The sequence below is a fragment of the Paenibacillus taichungensis genome (assembly GCF_003287275.1).
GTDB lineage: Bacteria > Bacillota > Bacilli > Paenibacillales > Paenibacillaceae > Paenibacillus > Paenibacillus taichungensis_A.
Map to the genome: position 1 here is coordinate 153,783 of NZ_QEVW01000008.1, position 21,806 is coordinate 175,588.

General features: G+C 44.3%; 25 protein-coding genes. 20 read left to right on the forward strand and 5 right to left on the reverse strand.

The genetic code is table 11. The annotated features are described in order from the left end of the window. Nucleotides 1–96 precede the first annotated feature (96 nt). Nucleotides 97–1,467 (reverse strand): magnesium transporter, encoded by a 1,371-nt coding sequence (gene mgtE, locus DC345_RS13315; protein WP_113053504.1) that lies wholly within the window; start codon nucleotides 1,465–1,467, stop codon nucleotides 97–99. A 176-nt stretch (nucleotides 1,468–1,643) separates the two neighbouring features. On the opposite strand from mgtE, the gene DC345_RS13320 reads away from it, so the two are divergent. The 8 genes from DC345_RS13320 (at nucleotide 1,644) to DC345_RS13355 (ending at nucleotide 7,433) form a co-directional block, all read left to right on the forward strand. Next, entirely contained in the window at nucleotides 1,644–2,348 is a 705-nt protein-coding gene (locus DC345_RS13320; protein ID WP_113053505.1) for a DNA alkylation repair protein, read from the forward strand. A gap of 63 nt (nucleotides 2,349–2,411) precedes the next feature. Continuing rightward, complete coding sequence (locus tag DC345_RS13325) at nucleotides 2,412–2,966, forward strand: methylated-DNA--[protein]-cysteine S-methyltransferase (RefSeq protein ID WP_113053506.1); 555 nt, start codon at nucleotides 2,412–2,414, stop codon at nucleotides 2,964–2,966. A gap of 229 nt (nucleotides 2,967–3,195) precedes the next feature. Continuing rightward, nucleotides 3,196–3,984, forward strand: a complete 789-nt coding sequence (locus DC345_RS13330; protein WP_146752131.1) for a DUF1361 domain-containing protein — start codon at nucleotides 3,196–3,198, stop codon at nucleotides 3,982–3,984. Nucleotides 3,985–4,107: 123 nt separating this feature from the next. Next, nucleotides 4,108–5,334, forward strand: a complete 1,227-nt coding sequence (locus DC345_RS13335; RefSeq protein WP_181586582.1) for an amidohydrolase — start codon at nucleotides 4,108–4,110, stop codon at nucleotides 5,332–5,334. Between the two features lie 167 nt (nucleotides 5,335–5,501). Further along, nucleotides 5,502–5,957 (forward strand): GNAT family N-acetyltransferase, encoded by a 456-nt coding sequence (locus DC345_RS13340; protein ID WP_181586583.1) that lies wholly within the window; start codon nucleotides 5,502–5,504, stop codon nucleotides 5,955–5,957. A gap of 13 nt (nucleotides 5,958–5,970) precedes the next feature. Beyond that, a complete protein-coding gene (locus tag DC345_RS13345; protein ID WP_181586584.1) occupies nucleotides 5,971–6,399 on the forward strand; it encodes a GNAT family N-acetyltransferase in 429 nt (142 codons plus the stop codon). 65 nt (nucleotides 6,400–6,464) lie between these two features. Further along, nucleotides 6,465–6,875 carry a DUF6157 family protein gene (locus tag DC345_RS13350; RefSeq protein WP_113053510.1) on the forward strand — a complete coding sequence of 137 codons (411 nt, stop codon included), beginning with the start codon at nucleotides 6,465–6,467 and terminating at the stop codon, nucleotides 6,873–6,875. 96 nt (nucleotides 6,876–6,971) lie between these two features. Continuing rightward, nucleotides 6,972–7,433: a DUF6896 domain-containing protein gene (locus DC345_RS13355; protein WP_113053511.1), complete on the forward strand. Its 462-nt coding sequence runs from the start codon at nucleotides 6,972–6,974 to the stop codon at nucleotides 7,431–7,433. Nucleotides 7,434–7,515: 82 nt separating this feature from the next. Here DC345_RS13355 and DC345_RS13360 read toward each other — a convergent pair whose 3' ends face one another. Then, entirely contained in the window at nucleotides 7,516–8,418 is a 903-nt protein-coding gene (locus DC345_RS13360; protein ID WP_113053512.1) for an ArsR/SmtB family transcription factor, read from the reverse strand. Nucleotides 8,419–8,595: 177 nt separating this feature from the next. Between DC345_RS13360 and DC345_RS13365 the strand changes: the two genes are divergently transcribed. The 11 genes from DC345_RS13365 to DC345_RS13420 all read left to right on the forward strand — a co-directional run bounded on the left by DC345_RS13365 (nucleotide 8,596) and on the right by DC345_RS13420 (nucleotide 16,922). Then, on the forward strand, nucleotides 8,596–10,086 hold the full coding sequence (locus DC345_RS13365; RefSeq protein WP_113053513.1) for a glycoside hydrolase family 43 protein: 1,491 nt from the start codon (nucleotides 8,596–8,598) through the stop codon (nucleotides 10,084–10,086). A 195-nt stretch (nucleotides 10,087–10,281) separates the two neighbouring features. Beyond that, a complete protein-coding gene (locus DC345_RS13370; protein ID WP_113053514.1) occupies nucleotides 10,282–11,145 on the forward strand; it encodes a GNAT family N-acetyltransferase in 864 nt (287 codons plus the stop codon). A gap of 48 nt (nucleotides 11,146–11,193) precedes the next feature. After that, the gene (locus tag DC345_RS13375; RefSeq protein ID WP_113053515.1) at nucleotides 11,194–11,739 is read left to right on the forward strand and encodes a GrpB family protein; all 546 of its coding nucleotides are present in this window, start codon (nucleotides 11,194–11,196) and stop codon (nucleotides 11,737–11,739) included. 41 nt (nucleotides 11,740–11,780) lie between these two features. Next, the gene (locus tag DC345_RS13380) at nucleotides 11,781–12,203 is read left to right on the forward strand and encodes a hypothetical protein (protein ID WP_113053516.1); all 423 of its coding nucleotides are present in this window, start codon (nucleotides 11,781–11,783) and stop codon (nucleotides 12,201–12,203) included. Between the two features lie 44 nt (nucleotides 12,204–12,247). Further along, nucleotides 12,248–12,775, forward strand: a complete 528-nt coding sequence (locus DC345_RS13385; RefSeq protein ID WP_113053517.1) for a cysteine hydrolase family protein — start codon at nucleotides 12,248–12,250, stop codon at nucleotides 12,773–12,775. Between the two features lie 373 nt (nucleotides 12,776–13,148). After that, on the forward strand, nucleotides 13,149–13,715 hold the full coding sequence (locus DC345_RS13395) for a GNAT family N-acetyltransferase (protein WP_113053519.1): 567 nt from the start codon (nucleotides 13,149–13,151) through the stop codon (nucleotides 13,713–13,715). Further along, nucleotides 13,716–14,198: a DinB family protein gene (locus tag DC345_RS13400; RefSeq protein ID WP_113053520.1), complete on the forward strand. Its 483-nt coding sequence runs from the start codon at nucleotides 13,716–13,718 to the stop codon at nucleotides 14,196–14,198. Between the two features lie 94 nt (nucleotides 14,199–14,292). Then, nucleotides 14,293–15,120, forward strand: a complete 828-nt coding sequence (locus DC345_RS13405; RefSeq protein ID WP_258530674.1) for an aminoglycoside phosphotransferase family protein — start codon at nucleotides 14,293–14,295, stop codon at nucleotides 15,118–15,120. 56 nt (nucleotides 15,121–15,176) lie between these two features. Beyond that, on the forward strand, nucleotides 15,177–15,524 hold the full coding sequence (locus DC345_RS13410; protein WP_029881333.1) for a hypothetical protein: 348 nt from the start codon (nucleotides 15,177–15,179) through the stop codon (nucleotides 15,522–15,524). A 456-nt stretch (nucleotides 15,525–15,980) separates the two neighbouring features. Next, a complete protein-coding gene (locus DC345_RS13415; protein WP_113053522.1) occupies nucleotides 15,981–16,346 on the forward strand; it encodes a hypothetical protein in 366 nt (121 codons plus the stop codon). A gap of 24 nt (nucleotides 16,347–16,370) precedes the next feature. Beyond that, entirely contained in the window at nucleotides 16,371–16,922 is a 552-nt protein-coding gene (locus tag DC345_RS13420) for a hypothetical protein (protein WP_113053523.1), read from the forward strand. 107 nt (nucleotides 16,923–17,029) lie between these two features. Here DC345_RS13420 and DC345_RS13425 read toward each other — a convergent pair whose 3' ends face one another. Both DC345_RS13425 and DC345_RS13430 read right to left on the reverse strand, forming a co-directional pair. After that, nucleotides 17,030–18,097 (reverse strand): ABC transporter substrate-binding protein, encoded by a 1,068-nt coding sequence (locus DC345_RS13425; protein ID WP_181586585.1) that lies wholly within the window; start codon nucleotides 18,095–18,097, stop codon nucleotides 17,030–17,032. Between the two features lie 87 nt (nucleotides 18,098–18,184). Then, a complete protein-coding gene (locus DC345_RS13430; RefSeq protein ID WP_113053525.1) occupies nucleotides 18,185–19,753 on the reverse strand; it encodes a helix-turn-helix domain-containing protein in 1,569 nt (522 codons plus the stop codon). Between the two features lie 421 nt (nucleotides 19,754–20,174). Between DC345_RS13430 and DC345_RS13435 the strand changes: the two genes are divergently transcribed. After that, nucleotides 20,175–21,299, forward strand: a complete 1,125-nt coding sequence (locus DC345_RS13435) for an MFS transporter (RefSeq protein ID WP_113053745.1) — start codon at nucleotides 20,175–20,177, stop codon at nucleotides 21,297–21,299. A gap of 12 nt (nucleotides 21,300–21,311) precedes the next feature. Here the strand turns inward: DC345_RS13435 and DC345_RS13440 are convergent, their stop codons facing one another. Continuing rightward, on the reverse strand, nucleotides 21,312–21,752 hold the full coding sequence (locus DC345_RS13440; RefSeq protein WP_063565290.1) for an Lrp/AsnC family transcriptional regulator: 441 nt from the start codon (nucleotides 21,750–21,752) through the stop codon (nucleotides 21,312–21,314). Nucleotides 21,753–21,806 lie beyond the last annotated feature (54 nt).

A 21,806-nucleotide genomic window follows, 5' to 3' on the forward strand; every position in this document is an offset into this window, starting at 1 on the left:
TTAGCGGCTTTTCGTATGATCAGCTTAGCTATTAATTACTGGGTTATAGCTTTAAAGTGGAACCAGAAAAATATGTTTTATTACACTAAAAGCTAATTACATTAAGGCATCCAGAAAACGGGTTGCGATGCCGAAATAGATGAACAACGATAAAATATCATTCAGCGTTGTGATTAATGGGCCGGAGGCGACCGCAGGATCTACTTTGAAACGACTGAGCAGAAGAGGAATACAGGTACCGGTCAGTGTTCCAATTACGAGGGTAAAGAATAGTGATACTCCAATAATCGCTCCGAGCAGCCAGTCACCTTGCCAAAAATAGGCGATGACCGTAATGAGCAACCCGCATACCAGTCCAATCATTGTGCCTACCTTAATCTCCCGGCCAATTAGCGCGAGCACTGTAGCCTTGTCCAGCTTGCGTCCAATCAGTCCGCGCACAACGACAGCAAGGGATTGTGTACCCGTATTCCCCGTCATACCTGCTATCATGGGCATGAAGAACGCCAGTGCCACAACCTGATTCAGCGTGTCCTCGAAAAAATCCACGATGCTGCCCGAGATCAGTCCGATAAATAACAATAAAATGAGCCAAGGAAGGCGACGTCTGACAGCAACCAGTGGTTTGGTGTCAAAATCGATATCTTTACTACCGCCACCCATCTTGGCGATGTCTTCACTGGCTTCGTCCATAATAATATCAATGACATCATCCATTTGGATCACACCGCATAATCTGCGGTTTTCATCTACGACAGGTAGAGCCATAAACTCATAACGTTGCAGCAGCTGCGCAGCTTCTTCCTGGTCCATATCAACTGTTGCATGGATGACACGCCGGGTCATCAGCTCTTCCACTTTGGTGTTGTCATCTGCCTGAGCAAGGGATTGATAACTCACGACTCCTACTAGTTTGCCTTCGTCATCGGTGACATACAGATAACTGGTTGCAGGAATGTGCAGGATGGCTTGCGATTCTCTCAGTGCTTCCTTCGCGGTTTCATGCGATAACAGGGTACGGTACCGATCGGTCATGATCCGTCCAGCCGTTTCCGGTGGATAGTTCAGCACGGAGCGGATAATGGCTGAATGGTCGAGATTCATATTGGACAACAATTCTTCTCTGCGTTGGAGGGGCAGATCATGCATGAAGCGAATCAGATCACTTTTGTCCATTTGCTGCATGACTTCAAGCGTGCGCTCCGGGCCTAACTGTTCGAACAGATGCACCTGTTCGTGGAGCGTGAGCGCTTCTGCCATGTCGGCGAGAACGTCCGGTTTGAATAAAAGCAAGAAGCGTTTCGTCTCTTGTTCAGGGAACTTTTTATATATGAGAGAAAGGTCATAGGGATGCAGTTCTTTGGCCCATTTGTAAAATTCGGTCAAGTTTTGGGTTTGTACGAATTGCACAAGGAGCTCCGTAATCTCTTCAACCGAAAAATCTTTTTTGGGATGGGATCGGTTCATATGTAGTCTCCTTTCTAGATGGGTTCAACTCCGTATTCTTAAACGAAAAGGAATGGAAGTTAAACAGCGACCATGGGAAATGGATATTGTAATCTTGCTAAAACATTCGATATGGGCTTACAAATGCAAGCTGTCGGGATATACTTGTTGTAGAAAACCCGATGAGGAGGAGACATGTGGAATCGGTTGTAAGAACACAATTGTTATCTCTGGTCGAACCGGAATATCAGAAATTCTCGGCTGCTCTCATTCCGAATATCACGAATCTGTTAGGTGTGAGACTGCCTGAAATACGCAAGATGGCGAAACAAATCGTCAAAGAGGACTGGCGTGCCTATCTGAAAACCGCTGATGATGATTATTTTGAAGAAGTGATGCTGCAAGCGATGGTCATCGGTCATGCCCAAGCAGATATGGAGGAACTACTGCAGCATATTGCCTGGTTTGTTCCCAAAATAGATAACTGGTCGGTATGCGACAGCTTCTGCGGTGGTCTAAAATATACAAAAGCACATCTGGATCAGGTGTGGCATTTCTTGCAGCCTTATCTGGTATCCAACCAGGAATACGACATTCGCTTCGGGGTTGTGATGCTGCTGAACTTTTATATGGAAGAACAATATATCAGCCAAGTGCTTGCTTCATTAGATACCATTCATCACGAAGGGTACTATGTGAAAATGGCAGTGGCCTGGGCAATTTCCATCGCGTATGTGAAGCAGCCTGAAGCCACGATGCGCTATTTGCAGGACAATACCTTGGACGACTTTACGTATAATAAGGCTCTTCAGAAAATAACGGAGTCCTATCGTGTTGATCTGGAGACGAAGCAGATTATCCGCAGCATGAAACGAAAAGTGAAAAAAACAGTTCGTGTGTAGTATGTGTGCATAACGAGAAAAGAAACCAGATATAAAACCTCGTGTGGAAAGGGCGATATACGTATGAGAAAGAGCATCATGTGGACCAAAATGGAATTAGACGGTCGTCCGTGGGTATTGCTTGCCACCGAAAAAGGGTTATGCCGGGTCATCATGCCCAATGAAACGCTGGAAGATTGGAGCAGCTGGATTGGCCGAATTGCTCCTGGAGTGGAGCTCGAAGAGAATGAAGCAGCGTTGAAGCATACCGGCATGATGGATTGGCTGCAATCCTATTTTGCCGGAGACAAGGTGGCTTTCACAGACGAAATTCCACTCGATCTGATCGGAACGGCATTCCAACAGCAGGTATGGACGGAGTTGGGGAATGTTCCTTATGGTGAGACAAGAACCTATGGCGATATTGCTGCTGCGGTGGGGAGACCTTCAGCAGTGCGAGCTGTTGGGGCAGCCAATGGAGCCAATCCTATTCCGGTACTGCTGCCGTGTCATCGCATTATCGGTGCCAACCGCAAACTGACCGGTTTTCGCGGAGGACTTGAGATGAAGCGAAGATTGCTGGATATTGAACAAATCGAAGGTGTGACCGATGGCGGACATGCGCGTTTTAATTTCTGATCATCATATTTTCATATAAAAAAGAAGCAGGGAACTACAGGTAAGTGCTTCGCTTGGTTCTAAATATGTACAGGCACTTCCTAGTGCCTGTTTTTTTGCATTCTTTAATGGTAGAAGAATGGAAGATGAACGCAAATATGGCGATAGTTTTTCTTTTCCTTCTGGGTTCACGCCGCTATTTTCGCATATACCACATTTTGGGTTATGATGGACGTGGACTACAAGGAAGTTGGAGCGACGGTTATTTTATGAAGTCGATAATCAAATGATCGGGACTGCTCAGGCATACCACCAAGGAAAGGGAAATCGAAGCGAAGAAATGAACAATAATAATACGCTTTATTTAAAAATGAGTAGTGTTTTAATCGTTGCTACCATAGGTTGTCTGCTTGTTGCTGTCTACTTGCGTACCAAAACGAACACGAACATGTATCAATTTTTAACGTGGGATATTTTTTTAGCATGGGTTCCATTCATCATTTCATCAACGATTAGCTATGTAAGCCATAAGAAACTTTCAAGAACAAGCATCGCACTAATCGGGGTGATGTGTGTATGCTGGCTGTTCTTTCTACCGAATTCGGCATATCTTTTCACAGAAATTTTGCATGCATTCAGATACTTTGATCCTCAAGGGGAAACTAAATTCTGGGTTAATATTGATTTTTGGTATAGCCTCACCCTAACATTTGTTGTAGCCATACTGGGTTTATTTCTGTCCATTTGCTCGATACATCAAATCCACCAATTGTTAAATAAACGATTAAACCAATTTAGCGGTATGGTAGTTGTGGGCGTTGTTTTACTTCTGAGCAGTCTAGGGGTATACATCGGGAGATTTAATCGGTGGAATAGTTGGGATCTCCTGAAGCAGCCAGGTCTAATTTTAAAGGATATCATGACCGATTCAAGTGCAGGCAACAGCATTCTGATTGAATTTGTGGTTATGGTATTTGTGATTCAAGTTTTAGGATATATTACACTTCGTATACTAATGGGGAAATCCAATAATATCTAGACGATAATCGTATGGAACACCAACGTTTTAACTATTTTTACTGAATAAAATCCTATGTTACCATTGACCACAGATGAATCGGTACTCGATGCAAGATAGACCGAGTGGAAAGAGGGAGTGACCATGTTGAAGCAGGAATACTGGTTAACCAACGTATCACTGGAGCAAAGTTATGTAATGGAAGACGGGCAGGTAACTGGCACCCGGACAAGCCTTGGTCATCTGCGGATTGAAGATGGAGTCATTGCAGCCATTGTGGATGTGGATACGGAATTAACAGGCGAATTGCCGCAGATTGATGGTAAAGGAATGCTGCTGTTGCCTTCGTTCGAGGAAGCCCATATTCATTTGGATAAAACGTATTATGATGCACCATGGAAAGCGGTTCGACGCATCTCGAGCATTTTCGAACGTATCGAAGAAGAGAAAGTATTGCTGCCCAAGCTATTACCCGATGCAAAGCGCCAGGCGGAGAGCATTCTGAGCCTGATTCAGGGATATGGTTCCACCCATGTGCGCAGTCATTGCAATATTGAACCAGTCAGCGGGTTGAAACGGCTGGAAGCGACGAAGCAGGCATTGGAGACATTTTCGGGCAAAATATCCTCTGAAATCGTCGCTTTCCCGCAGCATGGACTTCTCCGCTCTAAGTCGGTTGAGCTCATGCGTCAAGCCATGGCGGAAGGGGCCACTCATGTGGGTGGACTTGATCCGCACACTGTGGACGAGCATATCGAGAAATCGCTAAATGCAATGGTCGAACTGGCTGTTCAGTATCAGGCAGGCATCGATATTCATTTGCATGATTCCGGAGAACCAGGTAAACAAACGCTGCTGCAATTGGCTGATCTGACCGAAGAAGCGGGACTTCAGGGTAAAGTCACCGTAAGCCATGCGTTCTGGTTCGCCCGTGCGGAACAGCAGGAAACGGAAGAAATGGCCAAACGAATGGCTTCCCTTGGTATGAGCGTTGCTTCGACCGTGCCTATTGGTAAAATGATGATGCCACTGCCGATGCTCCAACAACATGGGGTGAACGTGAAGCTGGCGACAGACAGTTTGACTGATCATTGGTCTCCGTTTGGCAATGGGGATCAACTGGAGAAAGCCGGCCGTTTCGCCGAATTGTACGGGTATAACGATGAGCGCTCCTTGGCTCAGTCTCTTGCCTTTGTCACAAATGGTATCACTCCACTGGATTCAGAGGGACAACAGGTATGGCCGAAGGTAGGGGACACAGCTAGTTTTATATTAGTTCACGCAAGTTGTTCTGCGGAAGCAGTTGCCAGAAGAGCTGCACGACAGGCTGTATGGTTTGAAGGAAGACTAGTAAGTGGATCGGTAGAATAGAACATACTGGAATGGATGGACCACGGGAAACCGTGGTTTTTTGTTCTGGATCTGTAAGGAAAGAACTGCTAATCAGCAGGTTGAAAAAGAGGAAGGAACTGTTCGCATATACCACTTTTTGGGGTATGATTGACGTAGTAATCATTTGAGCGCAAGGAGAGATTGATGTGTCAGCAGAGCAAGTGAATCTACAACTTATAAACCCAGAAAACGAATTAGAGTGTATCCAGCTTCAACCGCGCGAAGACCAATTGAATTTGGTAGCAAGCAATGCAGATTCATTAATACATGCGACGAAGGAAATCACCTCGAAGCCATACGGAATTTTTGCAGAGGAGCGTATGATAGGCTTTATTTTATTTGATAATGAGATATATAATGATGGATATTATTGGATACTTCGATTCATGATCGATGAGAAATACCAGGGAAAAGGATACGCCAAATTGGCGATCAAGGAAGTGATTCATAAGTTAAAAGAGAGAACCGATTGCAAGCAAATCAGGGTATCTCATGTGCCGCACAACATAGTGGCAAACGCTTTATATAAGAAATCCGGGTTTCAGGAGACGGGTGAATTCGAGGACAATGGTGACATCATATTAAGTTATTATATAAGTTGAGGAGTGGTACCTGATGATTAGAGAGGCCGAAGCAAGGGATGTCGAGGTTATTGAAAGGTTGTACAAAGAATTATTACCGAACAACCTGAATACGAAGGTACTGGCGGAGCGAATTGAAGAAGTAAGGAATAATTCCAACAGTTTCTTATTCGTTTACGAAGTTGGTGATCAGGTTATTGGGACTGCGCATTTACATATTTGTCTGGATGCTTTGGTGGAAAATAGACCGTTTGGCGTGGTTGAGCGGGTTATCATTACGGAGCATGTGCAGAGTAAGGGATATGGATCTGAACTTATGAAGCACATAGAGGATGTATGCATTCAGAAAAATTGTGTAAAGATTTTTCTCACCAGCGGTTCATCCAGGGACGAAGCACACAGCTTCTACACGAAGTTAGGATACGATGGGGAATCCAGCAAGGCTTTTAAAAAATATGTATAAAACAGCTCAAGCTTGATTGTATATTCGTATCCATATGTTTTCTGAATTGATGGGAGGATATATAGATGAAAGACATGAACTATTATGAAACTTTTATTGCAGTAGCAGAAGATTGTCCTGTTCAAGTGGCAGAGATCCCCAAAGCCAAAAACAGCGGCAAAACCGTTCCAGTTATACAGTATGAAATGATAACAAACCACCCTTATCAATATACGCAAGAGGATGTCATGTTTGAAGTATTCGCGCAGCGCAATGATATTCCAGATGAACAAAGATCACTAGAGAGAACCAAGTTTTTCTCCAAGGGACAACCCTGTCTTCGCACTTCTTCGTTGGGGAAACGTTACGGTTGGGGCATTCATCATAATTCACAAGGAAAAGTGGCGATCTACGCCGTAGAATCAGAAGCATATCAAGAGTTCTTAAACGATAGCAGTTTAAAACATGTAAAGGCGATGCGCTCGAGCCGTCAATAGCTCTATCCGTTGGAGCACCAAGTACAAAGAATAAAAACAAACATAGGGCGAGATTGAAGGTCTTTCAAGACGTCCGCTACAAGCAGGAGGCAAGAGATGCACCCTTTAACCCAAGAAACAACAGATACATTATTGGAAGCAATGAACGCATACAAAAGAATCGCACAAGAACTGATCGACAAATTGATCTCGGAAACCAGTCAGGCTGAGAAGGAAGAGATCATTACTGGAGCGTACTACTTGCTTTCTAATGAAGAAGTATTAAACGGTGAAGAATATTTGAGTGGAAACTGGCATTTTGATGTTCATGGAGAGCATTGCATGTTCGAGAATGCAGAAACAGGGCAAACGTTGGAGGTTTCTCTCGGCAGTAAAGATGATGTTGGAAACATGGACCCTTATTTTTTTTATAACTTTTTGAAATCCACTGCAAATTATGAACACCTGATCACCTATTTCGAAAATCCCTTTGGGGATATGTTGGATTTATTTGAAAGTTTGGCGGCCCAGAATGTGCTAATTCATGTTCATGGCGTTGAATATAGAAAGCTTCTTTAACTGCGTACAGCAGTATCCCGTTCATTCAAAGGAATACGTTTGAAGAGAAGAACGGGATTATTCGTTACGACATAAAGAAAGATCAGTGTTGTACGCGTATGACAATATCCTGGTCATGATTGCCGAACCCGGATCCATAAAGTGTTAATCCCCCGACGTTAGCGCCCTCCTCGTCAACCGTGAAACGAAGCGTCCAGAATGGTTCCTCCAGTTGGATATCCTCGATCGTCACGTCTGACATCCACTCTCCATCCATATACGTACCCGAGCCATCCACACGAATGGTCTTTAATAATCCATATTGATTCACATTGCGATGCCACCATGTCGGTGTATATTTGCCTCTAGCAGCTCTTCCGAAGTCAGCGGGGCTTGTCCATGTTCCAAGCGAAATGCCGTTAAACGTAAATCGGATATCCGATGGCCAATGATCTCGTAAACCCGGGGCTTCAGAAGCCAATTCCACTGAAATTTCAATGGCTTTAGCAGTCTCATCAGGAAGCATATAGTTAGGCGTTTTGTATTCGACATAACCTCTTCCAAACCAGAGGATGGCAGCATGGACCCGCTCAGGATCAAGAAAGTAGCGTGGGTCGTCCCAGACTCCTATTTCTTTCTCGTGTGTTCCAAGACCGCAGGTAGGATGAACTTCAAATGCAGTATAGTGACCCACTGAAATGGTCTGTTCTCTAATTCTTGCTGTCCGATTGGCGGATGGCAGTTCGATCTCGATGTTATTTTGTGTGAGGAAACACAATTTGTGCGTGCCTCCATTCAGGCGTATCCTGCGGCTATCGATCAATCCGGCTTGCTCAAGCTTTCGTATGTGCATCGTGACGATGGAGGGGCTAAGTTCTAACACAGCCGCAATATCCTTCACATTCATTTCACCATCTGCAATAAAATCCATTATTTTCCATCTAACCTCGCTTGCCAACGCTTCGTATAATGGTATGAATTTTGAATCTCCGTTCGCTTTGATCATCCTTAACAATCTCCTAACCAGATCTATTGAAATCACATATATATTAATTTAACGAAAATAACTTGACTCTTCAACTCTAACGCATTGAAAGAATGATTGCGATAGTGTTTAATTTTTTTATCTGCTTATGAAGCTGGATTCTTAAATATGTGAATTAGAGAAAAAGAGGTGGCTCAAATGAAATACAATAATCCGGTCATTAAAGGATTCTATCCAGATCCGAGCATCTGCAAGGTGGATGACACTTATTATCTGGTATGCAGTTCTTTTCAGTACTTTCCGGGTGTCCCGCTATTTGAAAGCAAAGATTTATTGAATTGGACGCAAATCGGTCATTGTTTAACCCGAAAAAGCCAGATTCATTTGGAGACGGTGGGCAGCTCCGGAGGAGTTTTCGCCCCTACAATTCGATACAACAACGGGCGATTCTTCATGACCACGACGAACGACACGACGCGTCAGAATTTCTATATATGGACTGACGATATATACGGGGAGTGGTCAGAACCGATTATTGTGGATCAAGGGGGAATCGATCCCGATCTGTATTTTGAAGACGGCAAGGCCTTCTTTATGAGCAACGGAACCGACGATGAAGGAATTGGGGGAATCATTCAGTGTGAAATTGACATTGAAACAGGTCACAAAAAGACCCCAAGCCGTTCAGTATGGCAAGGATCAGGCGGACGTTATCTGGAAAGTCCACATTTGTATAAAATGAATGGATATTATTACCTCATGGCATCTGAAGGCGGAACCGAATACGGTCATATGGTCACGTATGCGCGGGGAGATTCTCCTTCCGGTCCTTTCGAACCCTATGCCAAGAATCCTGTTCTGACCAACCGTAATCTTGGCGGTTACGAGTTGCAGGGGGTTGGTCATGGCGACCTGATTCAGGACGAGGAAGGCAATTGGTGGATCTTCCATTTGGGATTCCGTCAGAGTGGGCAATGGCTTACCTATCATCATCTGGGCCGGGAAGTATTTCTTACGCCAGTTACCTTTGACGAGGAAGGCTGGTTTACAGCAGGGCACGAAGGTACGACGCTTATGAGTTTTGACACTGATCGTATCTCTGACACAGTCATTCAACAAGAGAAGAAAAGCTATACGTTCGAGAACACGGATTGGAATCTGGACTGGTGTTATCTTCGTCATCCGAATACAGAAAATTACATGTTAGAGCAAGGCAACTTAAAATTAAAAGGAACCGAAGTGACACTGGATGTTCCAGCATCCCCGACATTTATTGGGCTACGTCAAAAAGACTTTGACGCGACCATCTCTGTTGACGTTAGTCTTACGAATGGCGAGGCAGGCATCACCATCTACATGGATGAACAGCACCATTATGACTTGGCCCTTCGCAAAGAGCAGAGCGGGTATAAGGTGATTGAGCGTCTGAATATTGGGGATATCAAATCAGTCGAAAATGAAGTGGAACTGGGAAGTGATCATCATGCCACTTTGGTAATACAGGCAAGCCATGAACGCTATAGCTTCCTTATTCGTGCAGATGGCAAGGACATCCTTTTAGGGACAGCACAGACGAAATACCTTTCCTCAGAAGTTGCCGGGGGATTTACAGGCGTGCTCATTGGTCTATACGCTAGTGGAGAAGATTCTGTGGCTGAGTTTTCTAAATTTAAGTGTGATTATCTTTGAAAAGGTAAGGGGAGGGACTTTTGTTCCTTCTCTTTTTTTGAATTCTTGTGATTTTTCAAACAAAAGAGTAGTAGCACGTGTTTATGTATTAGATGCCGCAAGCAAATAATGAGTTGTATGCTGAGAATCAAGTATAGATTAAAACATATTTGGATAACCATCGAGGAGTAAGTTGTAGTAGAGAGGGAGAAGGCAATGAGTGATAAGACTTCATATTCGTTAGTAGCAGCGAATCAAACTAGCTATGCCAAGTATTTTGCGACGTATAGAAAGAATATCTGGTTTAGACCGAGCTGGGCATCCCTTCAAGAAATGATGCTAGACGCAAGTGATTGTTATTGGATCTATCAAGATAATCAACGAGTGGGAGGGATTTCTTTGACAAGTAATGAACTTGGATCTTTCTTTATGATCCCTCCATCCACGTTGACTGTAGGTATGGTTCATTTCTTAAAGAGTTATGCCATTCAAAATTCAGGGGGTCAGTCAAAAGTAGATGCTTACAATGTTCTGGCTGAACATATTGATGTGTTGAAGTCGGCTGGTTTCGAAGTTTTAAACACAAGGAAATGTATGATTAGACCTACAGAGAAGATTGAAAATGACCTCCATACTGATTGTATTTGTATTAAACCCCAATTGGAACATTTGCCAAGCATTGTTCAAGTCATGAACGAATCATATCGTGGAGGAATGGATGAGGGAAATCTGGATACATATCGGGATGACGTGAGTTATTATTTTGAACATAACCGTCAGGATGAGCTATTGAATGCATCATCGGTTTTAGTAGATAAAAAGACGAACGAGGTTGTTGGATTTTGTTTGATTTCGATGTGGGAGGATATGCCTCTTGTGTATGATATAGCAGTTAAGCCGTGCTATAGTAATCAGGGTTTGGGAAGATATATGTTATTCAAGGCGATTTCTCATCTGGAAGGTTTCTCTCCAACCATTCGTTTGTTCGTTATATTAGGAAATAAGGCTGACTATTTATATACCAGATTAGGTTTTCTTTCAGGAGAGGAAACATCTCACTTGGTTTATAGAGTCGTGTAGAGAAATGATGATAGAAACTATACTTAATGAAATCAAAGGGAGGACTACATGGAAGATCAATGGAGAATTGCAATGTATGATCCTGCTTGGAGGCATATGTTTCTCGAAACCGGGATGAGATTAAGAGAGGCGTTGGGAGAGACGGCTGTGCGGATTGACCATGTCGGATCAACTTCCATCGTCGGAATGGATGCCAAACCGATCATAGATATACAAATTTCCGTATCCAATCACGAAGAATCGCCTAACTACAAACAAGAAATCGAAGCGGCCGGCTTCGTATTTAGAGAAGAAAATCCCGATAAAACCAAGCGATATTTTCGCGAAGTACCAGGAAGCAGGAGGACACATGTACACATAAGACAAGCAGGGAGTTTCTCTGAGCAGATGAACTTGCTTTTTAGAGATTATTTGAGGGAACATCCAGAGGATCGATTGAAATATGCAAAAGAGAAGCACAGGCTTATGGCATTATACAAGGACCAGCGGCCAAAGTACGTGGAAGGCAAAGGGCCGATGGTGTGGAGCATTTTAGAGAAAGCTCATATATGGTCCCAAGAAATCGGGTGGCAACCGGGAGAATCTGACGCGTAGGAACATTCATTGGAGATGGATAACCTTATGGGAGTGGTGAGATGAACATTGGAAGAAAGCTTCTGACGACCGTTCTAACCATCATTTGTTTTACTTTGACTGCAAGTATCATATCCATAAATGAATCTTACAGCTTTGATTTTTATATTATTGTTTATCTTGTATATGCGACTCCCCTGATCACATTGATTGGGCTACCGTTATCCCTATTGCTGGATTATCTGTTGAGCAGATCTCGTTTCACAAATTATGTCATTTATTTAAGTTTGAGAATACTAGGTTATGCATGTGCAGGAGTGTTAGGAATGTATTTCTATTATTTGCTCATGGGCGCGGGAGAAGAAATTCTAAATTTTAAAGAAACGATAGTTTTGAGCTTATTTGGCGTTCTAGCTGCTATACTATTTGTGTTGATCGATCTGGGATTGGAAGGTTTGTTAACGGTGCGTAAAAGGAAGACGTAGTCATAACAATTGCTGATTTCATATTATTTTTCAGGAGGAATAAGATGCCAACTCATTGTGCAATTCTTGTAATCGATGTTCAGGTAGCCATGTTCGATGAATCAGATCCCGTATATCAGGGGGACGTATTGCTTCAGAAAATACAACACGTCATTGCCAAGGCTCGGGAAAAAGGTCACTCCGTTATCTACATTCAGCATAGTGAAGGAGCAGGCAGTCCCCTTGAGCGTGGAACGGCAGGTTGGGCGATTCATCCGTCCATTGCGCCGATCACTGGTGATCTTGTTATTGAAAAGCAAACCCCTGATTCGTTTCACGAAACAGATCTGAATCTGAAATTGCAAGAAAACGGAGTGACGGATCTTATTCTGACTGGCATGCAGACGGAAATATGCTTGGATACGACTTGTCGCAGAGCAAGTAGCCTTGGCTATGCACTAACCTTGGTTCGTGATGCTCACAGCACATGGAATTCCAACATTCTTCAAGCTGAGCAGATTATAGAACATCACAATTCGGTTCTGAGCATGTTTGCGAATGTGGTGGATACCGAAAATGTAATGAATGGATGAGATGAATTGAGGTTCAATAAAAGAATATTTAATCTTTCGGCTTGGCTTGCTGTGTTGGCAGTCATTTTTATTCCTGGAACAGCCTACACGGAGGGGACTTTACGAACAGAGTATGGTTTTCCGTTGCGGTTCTTTACTGATTATCACTATAAGAAACCTGATGATACGATCTGGTTCCTTTCCAATGTATCTGTGAATGCTCTTCTTTATCTGTTTAATGTCCTGTTTATATACGCTGGAATTCATGTTTTACTCTATGTAAAGAAGAGAATGACGAAGCCAAAAGAGTAGGGAGCTGCGACGATCGCGGCTCTTTTATTATTACCATATCATGGGTTATGATAGAAGGCACGAATAGATTGGGGATGATGATATGAAACAGATTCCAACAGAATGGAATTCAGAACGACTTTTCATTTCCGATTTGAAAGAATCTGAGATTTTCGATATCCAATCCATTGTTGATACGAGTAAATACGTGCTGGAATGGGACGGACGAGATCATGAGCCGGATTATGTGAGAACGTGCTTTGAAGAAGGCAATCTTCCTCCTGGGGGAAGGCTGGAGAACTACCGAATTCAGACCATTCGTACGATTCTGCAAAACCAAAATATAGGTGTATTGAGCCTGTACCATGGCTACCCCAAGGAGGATTCGGTTTATCTCGAATTTTTGTATATTCATAGTGAGACCCAAAAACAAGGTTATGGACAAGAAATGATGCATGCGTTGACCCGATTATTTTTCGAGCTTGGTTATAAGGAAATCAGAATCAACGTGGCACTCAAAAATTGGCCTGCACTACGATTTTGGACCAAGTCGGGATTTGATCAGATTAGCGGGATTTACGGAGACCTTGAACATTCGAATAAGACTTTTGCCAATATGGAACTGATCAAAACACTTAAAACGCATGATATAGAAAAGGAGAATGGCTAAGTGGAATCTTTCTTTCGTTATAACTGGATCGTGCGTGAGCAATGGTTTGAGTGGTGTGAGGATGTACCGTTGGAAGAGCTGCTTCGGCCTCGAACAGGCGGGGTAGGCAATATATTGCAAACGTTTTTTCATATCATTGATGTAGAGTGGAGCTGGCTTCAATTATTGCAGGGCAAACCGGATGGTATGGAGAATTTTGATAATTATAAAACACTGGAGGCCGTACGACAATTCGATCGCAAGCTGCGACCTGATGTGGAGGCATTTGTTCTATCCTGGGATCCCAGCATGGAAAAGAGACCATGCATAGATCCCGAATTGGATAGCACCGTCGTCAAGGAATCGTGGGGAGAAGTGATGCGTCACGTGATTGCTCATGAGATTCACCATATGGGGCAATTATCGGTGTGGTCCAGAGAACTGGATAAGAAGCCTGTATCTTCCAATTTCATTGGTAAGGGACTTATTAAACCTGATAACTAGAGTTGAAAAGGTGACAGCAAGGTTCAAATTCTAATTTCAAAGAGAAGGGTCGGGCAAAATGAGGTTAACTCTGGAAAGTATCCGCTGGGTCGAGTTGAGCGAAGAAATTCGCTGCCTTCTTGAAAAACCATACAAGATTCTTCCCCTGTCACCAGGCTTGGAAGCAGAAGTTGTTAAGATAGAATGCGCAGATCACTCGTATGTGTTAAAGATATGGAACAAGGATTCCAAACCCAATATTCGCAACCAGTATGAACTATTATCCAGACTATGCGAGAGTGGAATACAAGTCTCCAAACCGTACGGTTGGGGCATGGATGTGGATTCTAATCAAGTTCTGTTAACGAGTTATGACGGGGAGCCTATAGCCAAGTTAATCAAAACCAAGCTGGAGCAATTGGCCCAAATGTTAATTCAAGTGCATGGTTATGATATAAATGGTATGAGTAACGCGGATGCAAATTTCATACCGCAATATGATTTCGTGGGATATTTTTTCCCCTCCATTGAACTGCATGAGGATATGCATCAGATCCTGACGAACCTTCTTCAACGGACTGAGTTTAGGCATGATTATTTGATCCATGGTGATTATAACCTGGGAAATATTCTGGAGTCAGATGATCAATATGCGATTATCGATTGGACGAATGGTCAGCGTGGTGATCCCAGATACGATATAGCGTGGTCCATTTTTCTGATGACGATCTATACGGGGGAACGAAACGGTAAGATGTACAGTGCTCTATTCAAGAGTCTATCGGAATACACACCAGACGATGCGGAGATTTTTGAAGCTATGGCTTGTTTGCGCTGGATCCTATTAAAGCGTGTGTCTAATGTTCCTATGGGGCCGGGTGTAATGCAGCGGGTTAAAAAGATTATTGGCAGTAATTCATATTTAAATGATGAACTGCTGTAGTATTGTCCTAAACTGTTCTTCACTGCATACCTATGGTATAGAGGAGCGTGATAGGTATGGAACAGAAGGTGCAAACCTATTTTGAACTGAAACAGCAGCAAAAAGAAATTGAACAACGACTATCTGTGTTACGAGATGAGATTGTCGGGTATTGTGAGGAGCAGGGTGTCTATGAGACGCAAGTTGGCGGATACGCTGTGAAAACGGTGCTTCAGCACCGTAAGGAATATGATGATCAGAAGCTGTACGCGTCCCTTCCCGATCCGGACATTTGGCGACTACTGTCCAAGGTAGACAGTCATAAGCTCAAAAGCCTCATCAAACTGAACATACTCACTGAAGAGCAGATTAGTCCAGCTTGTACGGTGAAGCCAGTAACATTATTACAGGTGGACAAGTTGTAACCCTTTGCACGCCATTATATATTAACTATTCTATAATCGTCATCACTAAGCACCTTCCACGGCATATTGCTCTTTTGCCATCATCGACGGAATACGGAGGTGTTTTTGTTTTTGCGTGGAAGCAAAAGCTGGCCTTTTGTGTTCGATCAACAGTTACAACTAAAGAGTCGTCTGGAGTAACATTAAGGAGTAGCGATCATAGGCTCTTTGTCATTCGCACTTCTAAGCCTACGCTCCCTGAGGAGCTGATTGAATCGGTCACGATGTGACCGGTTTTTTTGTTGTATGCAAAAGTTGTGTGCCAATTTCAGCTGTGCGTTTTAAGTCATCTGTGATCATAGTCTCAAATCAGTCCCGGAATGAAAGCAAGCGGATGCTTTAAACAGTCAAGCGAGTAGTTTATATGTTATAATTTGTAATTAATTCATGTGCCATCTTTGATAGGGAGGGGAGAAAATGAAGATTAATTACTTGGCTTTTATTGCGCTCATGTTTATTCTCGTAGGATGTTCTGAGAGGATGATATCCCTGAATGGGGAAAGTGAGCATTGGAAAGTTGTGGTTACCAACAGATTTCAAACCGGTATGGTTGAATATACGATTCGATATACCGGGGACGAAAATATGGTGAAAGATGTTGGTTATCAGTTTGACGGCAAAGATCTAACGGCAAGCGGATTGGAAGAAAATCTGGGTACACCTGTCCGGGATATTAAGCAATCCTCGGGTCCGAAATACTTGGAAAATGAAGACTTTCCTATCCCAGTCCATATTCAATGGAATGAAGATCAGGAAGAGACAGTATATCTTCAAAAGTTGTAAACCGATGAGTTGAGGAGATGGACTATGAGGAAAAAAGTAATTTCGATCGTGCTTGCCATCTGGGTATTGATGATTGTGACCAGTGTGGTTCTTCTGTTTCTGCCCAGAACGATCCATCTTGATGGTGTGGGTGTAAAATATCGGCTAGGGGGAGAAGACAACAGGGAACCAGAGCAAACGGTTCATATCAACATGGATGGCAAGCGTTATCTAACGACCTCGGGTGATTACATATTCAGAGGAACTATTGATATTGAAGGTGAATCTTTCCCTGTACCCGAAGATCAAAAGAACCTCGAAATTCGTTTTCATGAAGGACACGGATTGATGGAATACTTCATTTTTGAAAATGGGCAAACGGATATCTTCCTATACGGAACACTATTCGTAGATCGTGCATTCACCCGACTCACCATCGCTATTTCGGAGGAGAATTCGAACGGAGAGCAGAACAGTAAAAGTTGGAGCTCCGAAGATGGGCTCATGCTCTCGATGCCTGCAACGAATCGTTCCGAAGCTATTCAGCTCTCAAATGAACTGATGGAAACCTATCTCGGGGGCTATACATTAAAATGAGAATTCATAAACATAAACAGGCATGCATTTACCTGGAGGCTTTCTTCCTTCATGTAAACGACATGCCTATTTTTTGTTTATGCTGCAAATCTCTAGTGATTTTGTGTTCAGTTTCCAAGCAAAGCTTGTTCTACTTCATCCAGAACCTGACCATAGGCAATCGGTCCAAATCCAGCTACCCAGACCGTGTTGTCCACCAGGTAAACCTGGTTGCTCTTCACAGCCTTCAGGCCTTTCCAGACTGCATTGTCACGCAGCTTCGTGAGCGCTTGTTCGTTATCTGCTTCACTACCGGAGATGATCATGAAAATACGATCCGGATTCAATTCAGGCAACAACTCGAGCGACACATTCTCAATAACTTCATTCATGACGATGCCTGCTTTGGCAAGATCAGGTGCATGGAGTCCGGCTATATCGTACAGCAGGTTCGGAGAATAGAAGGCGTCGGAAGATTTGTCACTTGGGGCAAATACCTGAATCTGCTTATCGGTCAAACGAAAAATCAGAATGGTGTCATCCGCGGCATTGCTGGCAGCAACCTTGGTACCAAGTTCCTTGGCCTTTTGATACAATTCATCCACGATTTCGTCTGCCTCTTTTTCTTTGCCCAATACTTTGGCTGTGTCCTTGAACCATTCAAGCGAATTGCTGAAGTAGCTGCTCATATAGACGGGTCCAATTGCGCTGATCGCGTCGTATTCATCAACAAGTACTTCATTGGACAGAATGAGATCCGGCTCTGTGTCCAGAAGTGCTTCCTTGTTGAATTCATTGACGGAACCGAGCGGTACGACGCCTTCGAGCTTGTCCTTCAGATAGGCAGGCATCTCCTGACCGACTTGGGTCACCATGGCGTATGGTTTCATGCCCAATGCCACGAGGTGATCGGCATACGCATAGGTCAAGCCAGCGATACGCTTGGGTTCAGCAGGAATATCCACAGGACCCTTAATACCCTCAACGGTACGTGTCTCCGTACTGATTGCCTCACTATCAGACGATGTGGTACCGTTGGTGTTCTCTGTTGACTCACTGGCTGCGGAAGTGGATTCTCCCGTAGAAGTCTGTTCGGCTTTGGCGCAACCGGCAATTAGAATAATCAGCAGTATGAGCATGATGCTTGCCTTCAAATTGGGTTTAAATCCTCGTTTGTTTCTTCTATCTGTATTCATATGTGCATGTTCCCCTTTACTGATTATCATTCTCAATTACTAGTATAGGAGAGAAGATTCAGTGCGTCGAGGCACAAAAGGAACCATTCACATGCACGATAGTGACCGAAGGCGCTCGGGAATTTCCCGTAATAACAGATCATGCGAGAAGGCATTATAGCTGCCGAGTACATAATTCATCTGATCCAAATAAACCCGTCCCCGCTTCACCGCTTCCCGCGCTTTCCACCACGGTGAGTTTAACCATCTCTGCCGCTCTGAATCACTGACTGAAGGGTGGAACACCAACATGATGTAATCGGCGTCCAGATCATCCATCTTCCAATCCTCAGCAATATAATGGCTCTGCTGTTCATGGATCAGGGATGGGGTGGACAATTGCAGATCCTGATACAGGACCGCACCCATATGGCGGTAACCAGCAACAAAACAATCCTGACTTCGTACAAGTAACGACACGATTGAAGCAGAGCCGATCTGCTGACGAAGATGTGTTGCAGCCTGAAGGGATCTCTCATCATATTCATCCAGCCAGCTGTAAGCTTGTTGATTTCGTCCGGTAGCCTCAGCAATTTCAAGGAACTGACTGCGCCAGTCCTGGGATTGAAAAGCAATCGTCCGTGTAGGTGCAATCCTGTCTAGTTGCTGAACATGTGTATCGTCTGTATATTCACTGGTCAAAATCAGATCCGGTTCAGCCCGGAGCAGTGTAGCTGAATCGGGGGCTTCACCTTCATAGGCATTCATGAAAAGCGTATGATCCAGCAAAGAGGTCTTGGCTTTGAAAGAAGATCCCGTTGCGGCGCAAGGCTCCAGTCCCAGTGCCAGCAGATGCCCTGTATATTGATTATTCATGGCGGCCACCCTGATCTGACGTGGATTCGAATGAATATAGACGGTAGGCGAGAGGCCCACGGTTTTTTTGAATATGCGACTGAAGTATAAAGGGTTGTTGTAACCCACTTGGGCGGCTACATCCTGTATGGAGCTTTGTTGCCTGGTGAGCAGCCGTTTGGCGTGATGCATTCGAATGTCGGTCAGATATTCCTGCGGACTTTTGCCCACGTTTTTCTTGAAAAAACGGGAATAGTAGCCCTCGGAGAAACCCGCCCGTTCGGCAAGCTGTTGACGTGTAATCGGCGTCTGATAGTTTTGCTCCATGTAACGCAGCGCGTCCAGTACAAGGCTGGCCGAGTCATAATCCGAGGTGGCTTCAAGCCGTTCTCCGACATCGGCGACCCATTGCAGAAATTGTCCTTGGATACGAATCCGCTGCCAATGGTTATGTTTCTGCCAGAGTATATGCAGTTCTTTGATTAACTCGCGTTCATGTGATTGAAGGATACCAACACGGTTATGCTCAAAAAGGGGAGGAAGATTAAGAGCCTCTTCGAAATCCTCTCTGTTCGAGATCTGGCCCTCGATCTCCAACGCGATGATGCGTAAAGGATCTGCGGAAGTCTGTCTAATCTGCAGTTGTTTGCCATCCTGGAGAAAAATAAAATGCCCTGCCTTGAGATCGCGATGCTGACGATTCACGGTCAGACAGATCTCTCCATCCTCCAGCAGCAGTAACAGTTGTCCTTCTGTATGTGTGAACGGGTTGCCATTAGAGGGCAGCCTGGTGTGGTGCTCAATAGATGTAAGATTGTACATTGGAATATCCCTCTCTATGAAGCCGATCTCAGTGTGTATTAAAAGGCATTGGAGTCAAAGCCTAAGTATTATCTTATTATTCTAGCGAGTAACAGAAATGCTATCAATCATCTTCGTCATCTTCGATGTTCCCTTCCTTGTTCTCCCATCCTTTCTAATGGTCCAGTATGTGAAGATTACTGTTTAATAGCGTTTACAATAAAATTCAAAGAGAAACACCGAAATTAAATGGATTATCCTCCTAAAACGATCTATCTGCCGTTGTTTATGTATGCCAAATGTTAGTCCGATTTTATAAGCTTATTTTGTAGGCCAGAGGCTTCTGAATTATATAAAAATAAAAGGATAAAGGAGAGTTTTTGTGAACGCGAACACAATCGCAAAAGAACGCCTCCCCTGGTCAGCTCTGCTCGCTTTGGCCATGGCTGGATTTATATGCATTCTTACAGAAAGCCTGCCAGCGGGGCTGCTGCCGCAAATAGTGCAAGATCTGAAGATCGGTGAAGGTTTGGCTGGACAGCTCGTCACTTTGTATGCGGTGGGGTCTCTTCTGGCGGCAATTCCCCTAACGACAGCAACTCGTGGATGGAGACGCAGGCCGTTGCTGCTATTATGCATCTTCGGTTTTCTGATTTTTAACACGATTACGGCCGTATCCTCGGTATATGGTTTGACCCTTGCTGCGCGCTTCATGGCGGGCGTGTCTGCTGGAGTGTTGTGGGGGATGACGGCAGGTTACGCACGCCGGATGGTTTCAGACTCGCTAAAGGGAAAAGCGATGGCTGTCGCCATGGTGGGCACACCGCTCGCGCTTGCATTGGGCGTTCCCTTGGGAACCTTTTTGGGCAATTACGCCGGATGGCGTCTTATTTTTGGAACAGTCTCATTATTGACGGTAGTGCTTGTATTGTGGGTGCTCTGGAAAGTACCTGACTATGAGGGGGAGCCTGCACGTCAGCAGCTTGCGCTTCATCGGATCTTTGTTATACCGGGGGTTCGTCCCATATTGTTTGTTGTTCTGACCTGGGTATTGGCCCATAACATTCTGTACACGTATATCTCACCTTATCTGGGCGAGACGATGCTGTCCGAACGGGTGGACCTGGTTCTGATGATCTTTGGAGTGACTTCGGTAATCGGTATATGGATTATTGGGCTGTTGATTGACCGTTACATGAGATTATTGATTCTGGTTAGCCTTGTTCTATTTGGGCTGGCCTCGCTGGTGATGGGGATCTTTATCCATCAACCGATGATGATCATTCTGGGAGTAGTGGCCTGGGGGCTTACATTTGGCGGAGCGGCTACGTTATTACAGACTGCAATTGCGCAGGCCGGAGGCAGAAGTGCCGATGTTGCCCAATCCATGCTGGTGACAGCATGGAACCTGGGGATCGGAGGGGGAGGGATCATCGGAGCCATTCTGCTGGACCAGACAGGTGCTCGTTTCCTGCCGATTTCCCTGATCCTGTTGATCGTTATGGCTTTGCTCGTCGCCTGGTTCACCAGTAAACAGGGTTTCCCAAGACAGGTTAAGGACCGATGAACGATGAAACATTTACACCGGATTCGTTCCTTCGATGAGATTTTTGGTTGCAATAGGTGAAGACATCGCGATGAGGGTGGTGTAAGTGCCGTATTGATCGCATCGGTCTCCAAATGCTTCAAGACCAGCAATCGAATCCGTCATGATCTTCAACAGGTAATTATGCTCTCCGCTCACGCGATGACATTCGATCACTTCGGGTGACGAACGGCAGAAATCAAGAAAGGCATGGCAATCCCGTGTGCGAAAAAGAAGATAGGAGGTACTCGACCTCCCTATTTTCTGCGGGGAAATGATGGTGCGGTATTCTTCGATTACGCCACTTTCTTCCAAGCGTTTCACGCGTTCCGTTACGGCGGGTTGAGATAAACCGACCAGCTTACCCAGTTCAGTCATGGATAGCCTTGCCTGGTTTTGCAAATGAAAGAGGATATTCGTATCGATTTGGTCCATGAGATGGCCTCCTTTAAAATTATAGGAAATGTTTAGTAAATGCCTTTATATTCA

What these genes read in the sequence shown, in the direction of transcription:
- mgtE (WP_113053504.1), bottom strand. Translation starts at nt 1,467, where the DNA reads ATGAACCGATCCCATCCCAAAAAAGATTTTTCGGTTGAAGAGATTACG.
- DC345_RS13325 (WP_113053506.1), top strand. Translation starts at nt 2,412, where the DNA reads ATGAGAAAGAGCATCATGTGGACCAAAATGGAATTAGACGGTCGTCCG.
- DC345_RS13335 (WP_181586582.1), top strand. Translation starts at nt 4,108, where the DNA reads ATGTTGAAGCAGGAATACTGGTTAACCAACGTATCACTGGAGCAAAGT.
- DC345_RS13345 (WP_181586584.1), top strand. Translation starts at nt 5,971, where the DNA reads ATGATTAGAGAGGCCGAAGCAAGGGATGTCGAGGTTATTGAAAGGTTG.
- DC345_RS13350 (WP_113053510.1), top strand. Translation starts at nt 6,465, where the DNA reads ATGAAAGACATGAACTATTATGAAACTTTTATTGCAGTAGCAGAAGAT.
- DC345_RS13355 (WP_113053511.1), top strand. Translation starts at nt 6,972, where the DNA reads ATGCACCCTTTAACCCAAGAAACAACAGATACATTATTGGAAGCAATG.
- DC345_RS13360 (WP_113053512.1), bottom strand. Translation starts at nt 8,418, where the DNA reads ATGATCAAAGCGAACGGAGATTCAAAATTCATACCATTATACGAAGCG.
- DC345_RS13365 (WP_113053513.1), top strand. Translation starts at nt 8,596, where the DNA reads ATGAAATACAATAATCCGGTCATTAAAGGATTCTATCCAGATCCGAGC.
- DC345_RS13370 (WP_113053514.1), top strand. Translation starts at nt 10,282, where the DNA reads ATGAGTGATAAGACTTCATATTCGTTAGTAGCAGCGAATCAAACTAGC.
- DC345_RS13375 (WP_113053515.1), top strand. Translation starts at nt 11,194, where the DNA reads ATGGAAGATCAATGGAGAATTGCAATGTATGATCCTGCTTGGAGGCAT.
- DC345_RS13380 (WP_113053516.1), top strand. Translation starts at nt 11,781, where the DNA reads ATGAACATTGGAAGAAAGCTTCTGACGACCGTTCTAACCATCATTTGT.
- DC345_RS13385 (WP_113053517.1), top strand. Translation starts at nt 12,248, where the DNA reads ATGCCAACTCATTGTGCAATTCTTGTAATCGATGTTCAGGTAGCCATG.
- DC345_RS13395 (WP_113053519.1), top strand. Translation starts at nt 13,149, where the DNA reads ATGAAACAGATTCCAACAGAATGGAATTCAGAACGACTTTTCATTTCC.
- DC345_RS13410 (WP_029881333.1), top strand. Translation starts at nt 15,177, where the DNA reads ATGGAACAGAAGGTGCAAACCTATTTTGAACTGAAACAGCAGCAAAAA.
- DC345_RS13415 (WP_113053522.1), top strand. Translation starts at nt 15,981, where the DNA reads ATGAAGATTAATTACTTGGCTTTTATTGCGCTCATGTTTATTCTCGTA.
- DC345_RS13420 (WP_113053523.1), top strand. Translation starts at nt 16,371, where the DNA reads ATGAGGAAAAAAGTAATTTCGATCGTGCTTGCCATCTGGGTATTGATG.
- DC345_RS13425 (WP_181586585.1), bottom strand. Translation starts at nt 18,097, where the DNA reads ATGAATACAGATAGAAGAAACAAACGAGGATTTAAACCCAATTTGAAG.
- DC345_RS13430 (WP_113053525.1), bottom strand. Translation starts at nt 19,753, where the DNA reads ATGTACAATCTTACATCTATTGAGCACCACACCAGGCTGCCCTCTAAT.
- DC345_RS13435 (WP_113053745.1), top strand. Translation starts at nt 20,175, where the DNA reads ATGGCTGGATTTATATGCATTCTTACAGAAAGCCTGCCAGCGGGGCTG.
- DC345_RS13440 (WP_063565290.1), bottom strand. Translation starts at nt 21,752, where the DNA reads ATGGACCAAATCGATACGAATATCCTCTTTCATTTGCAAAACCAGGCA.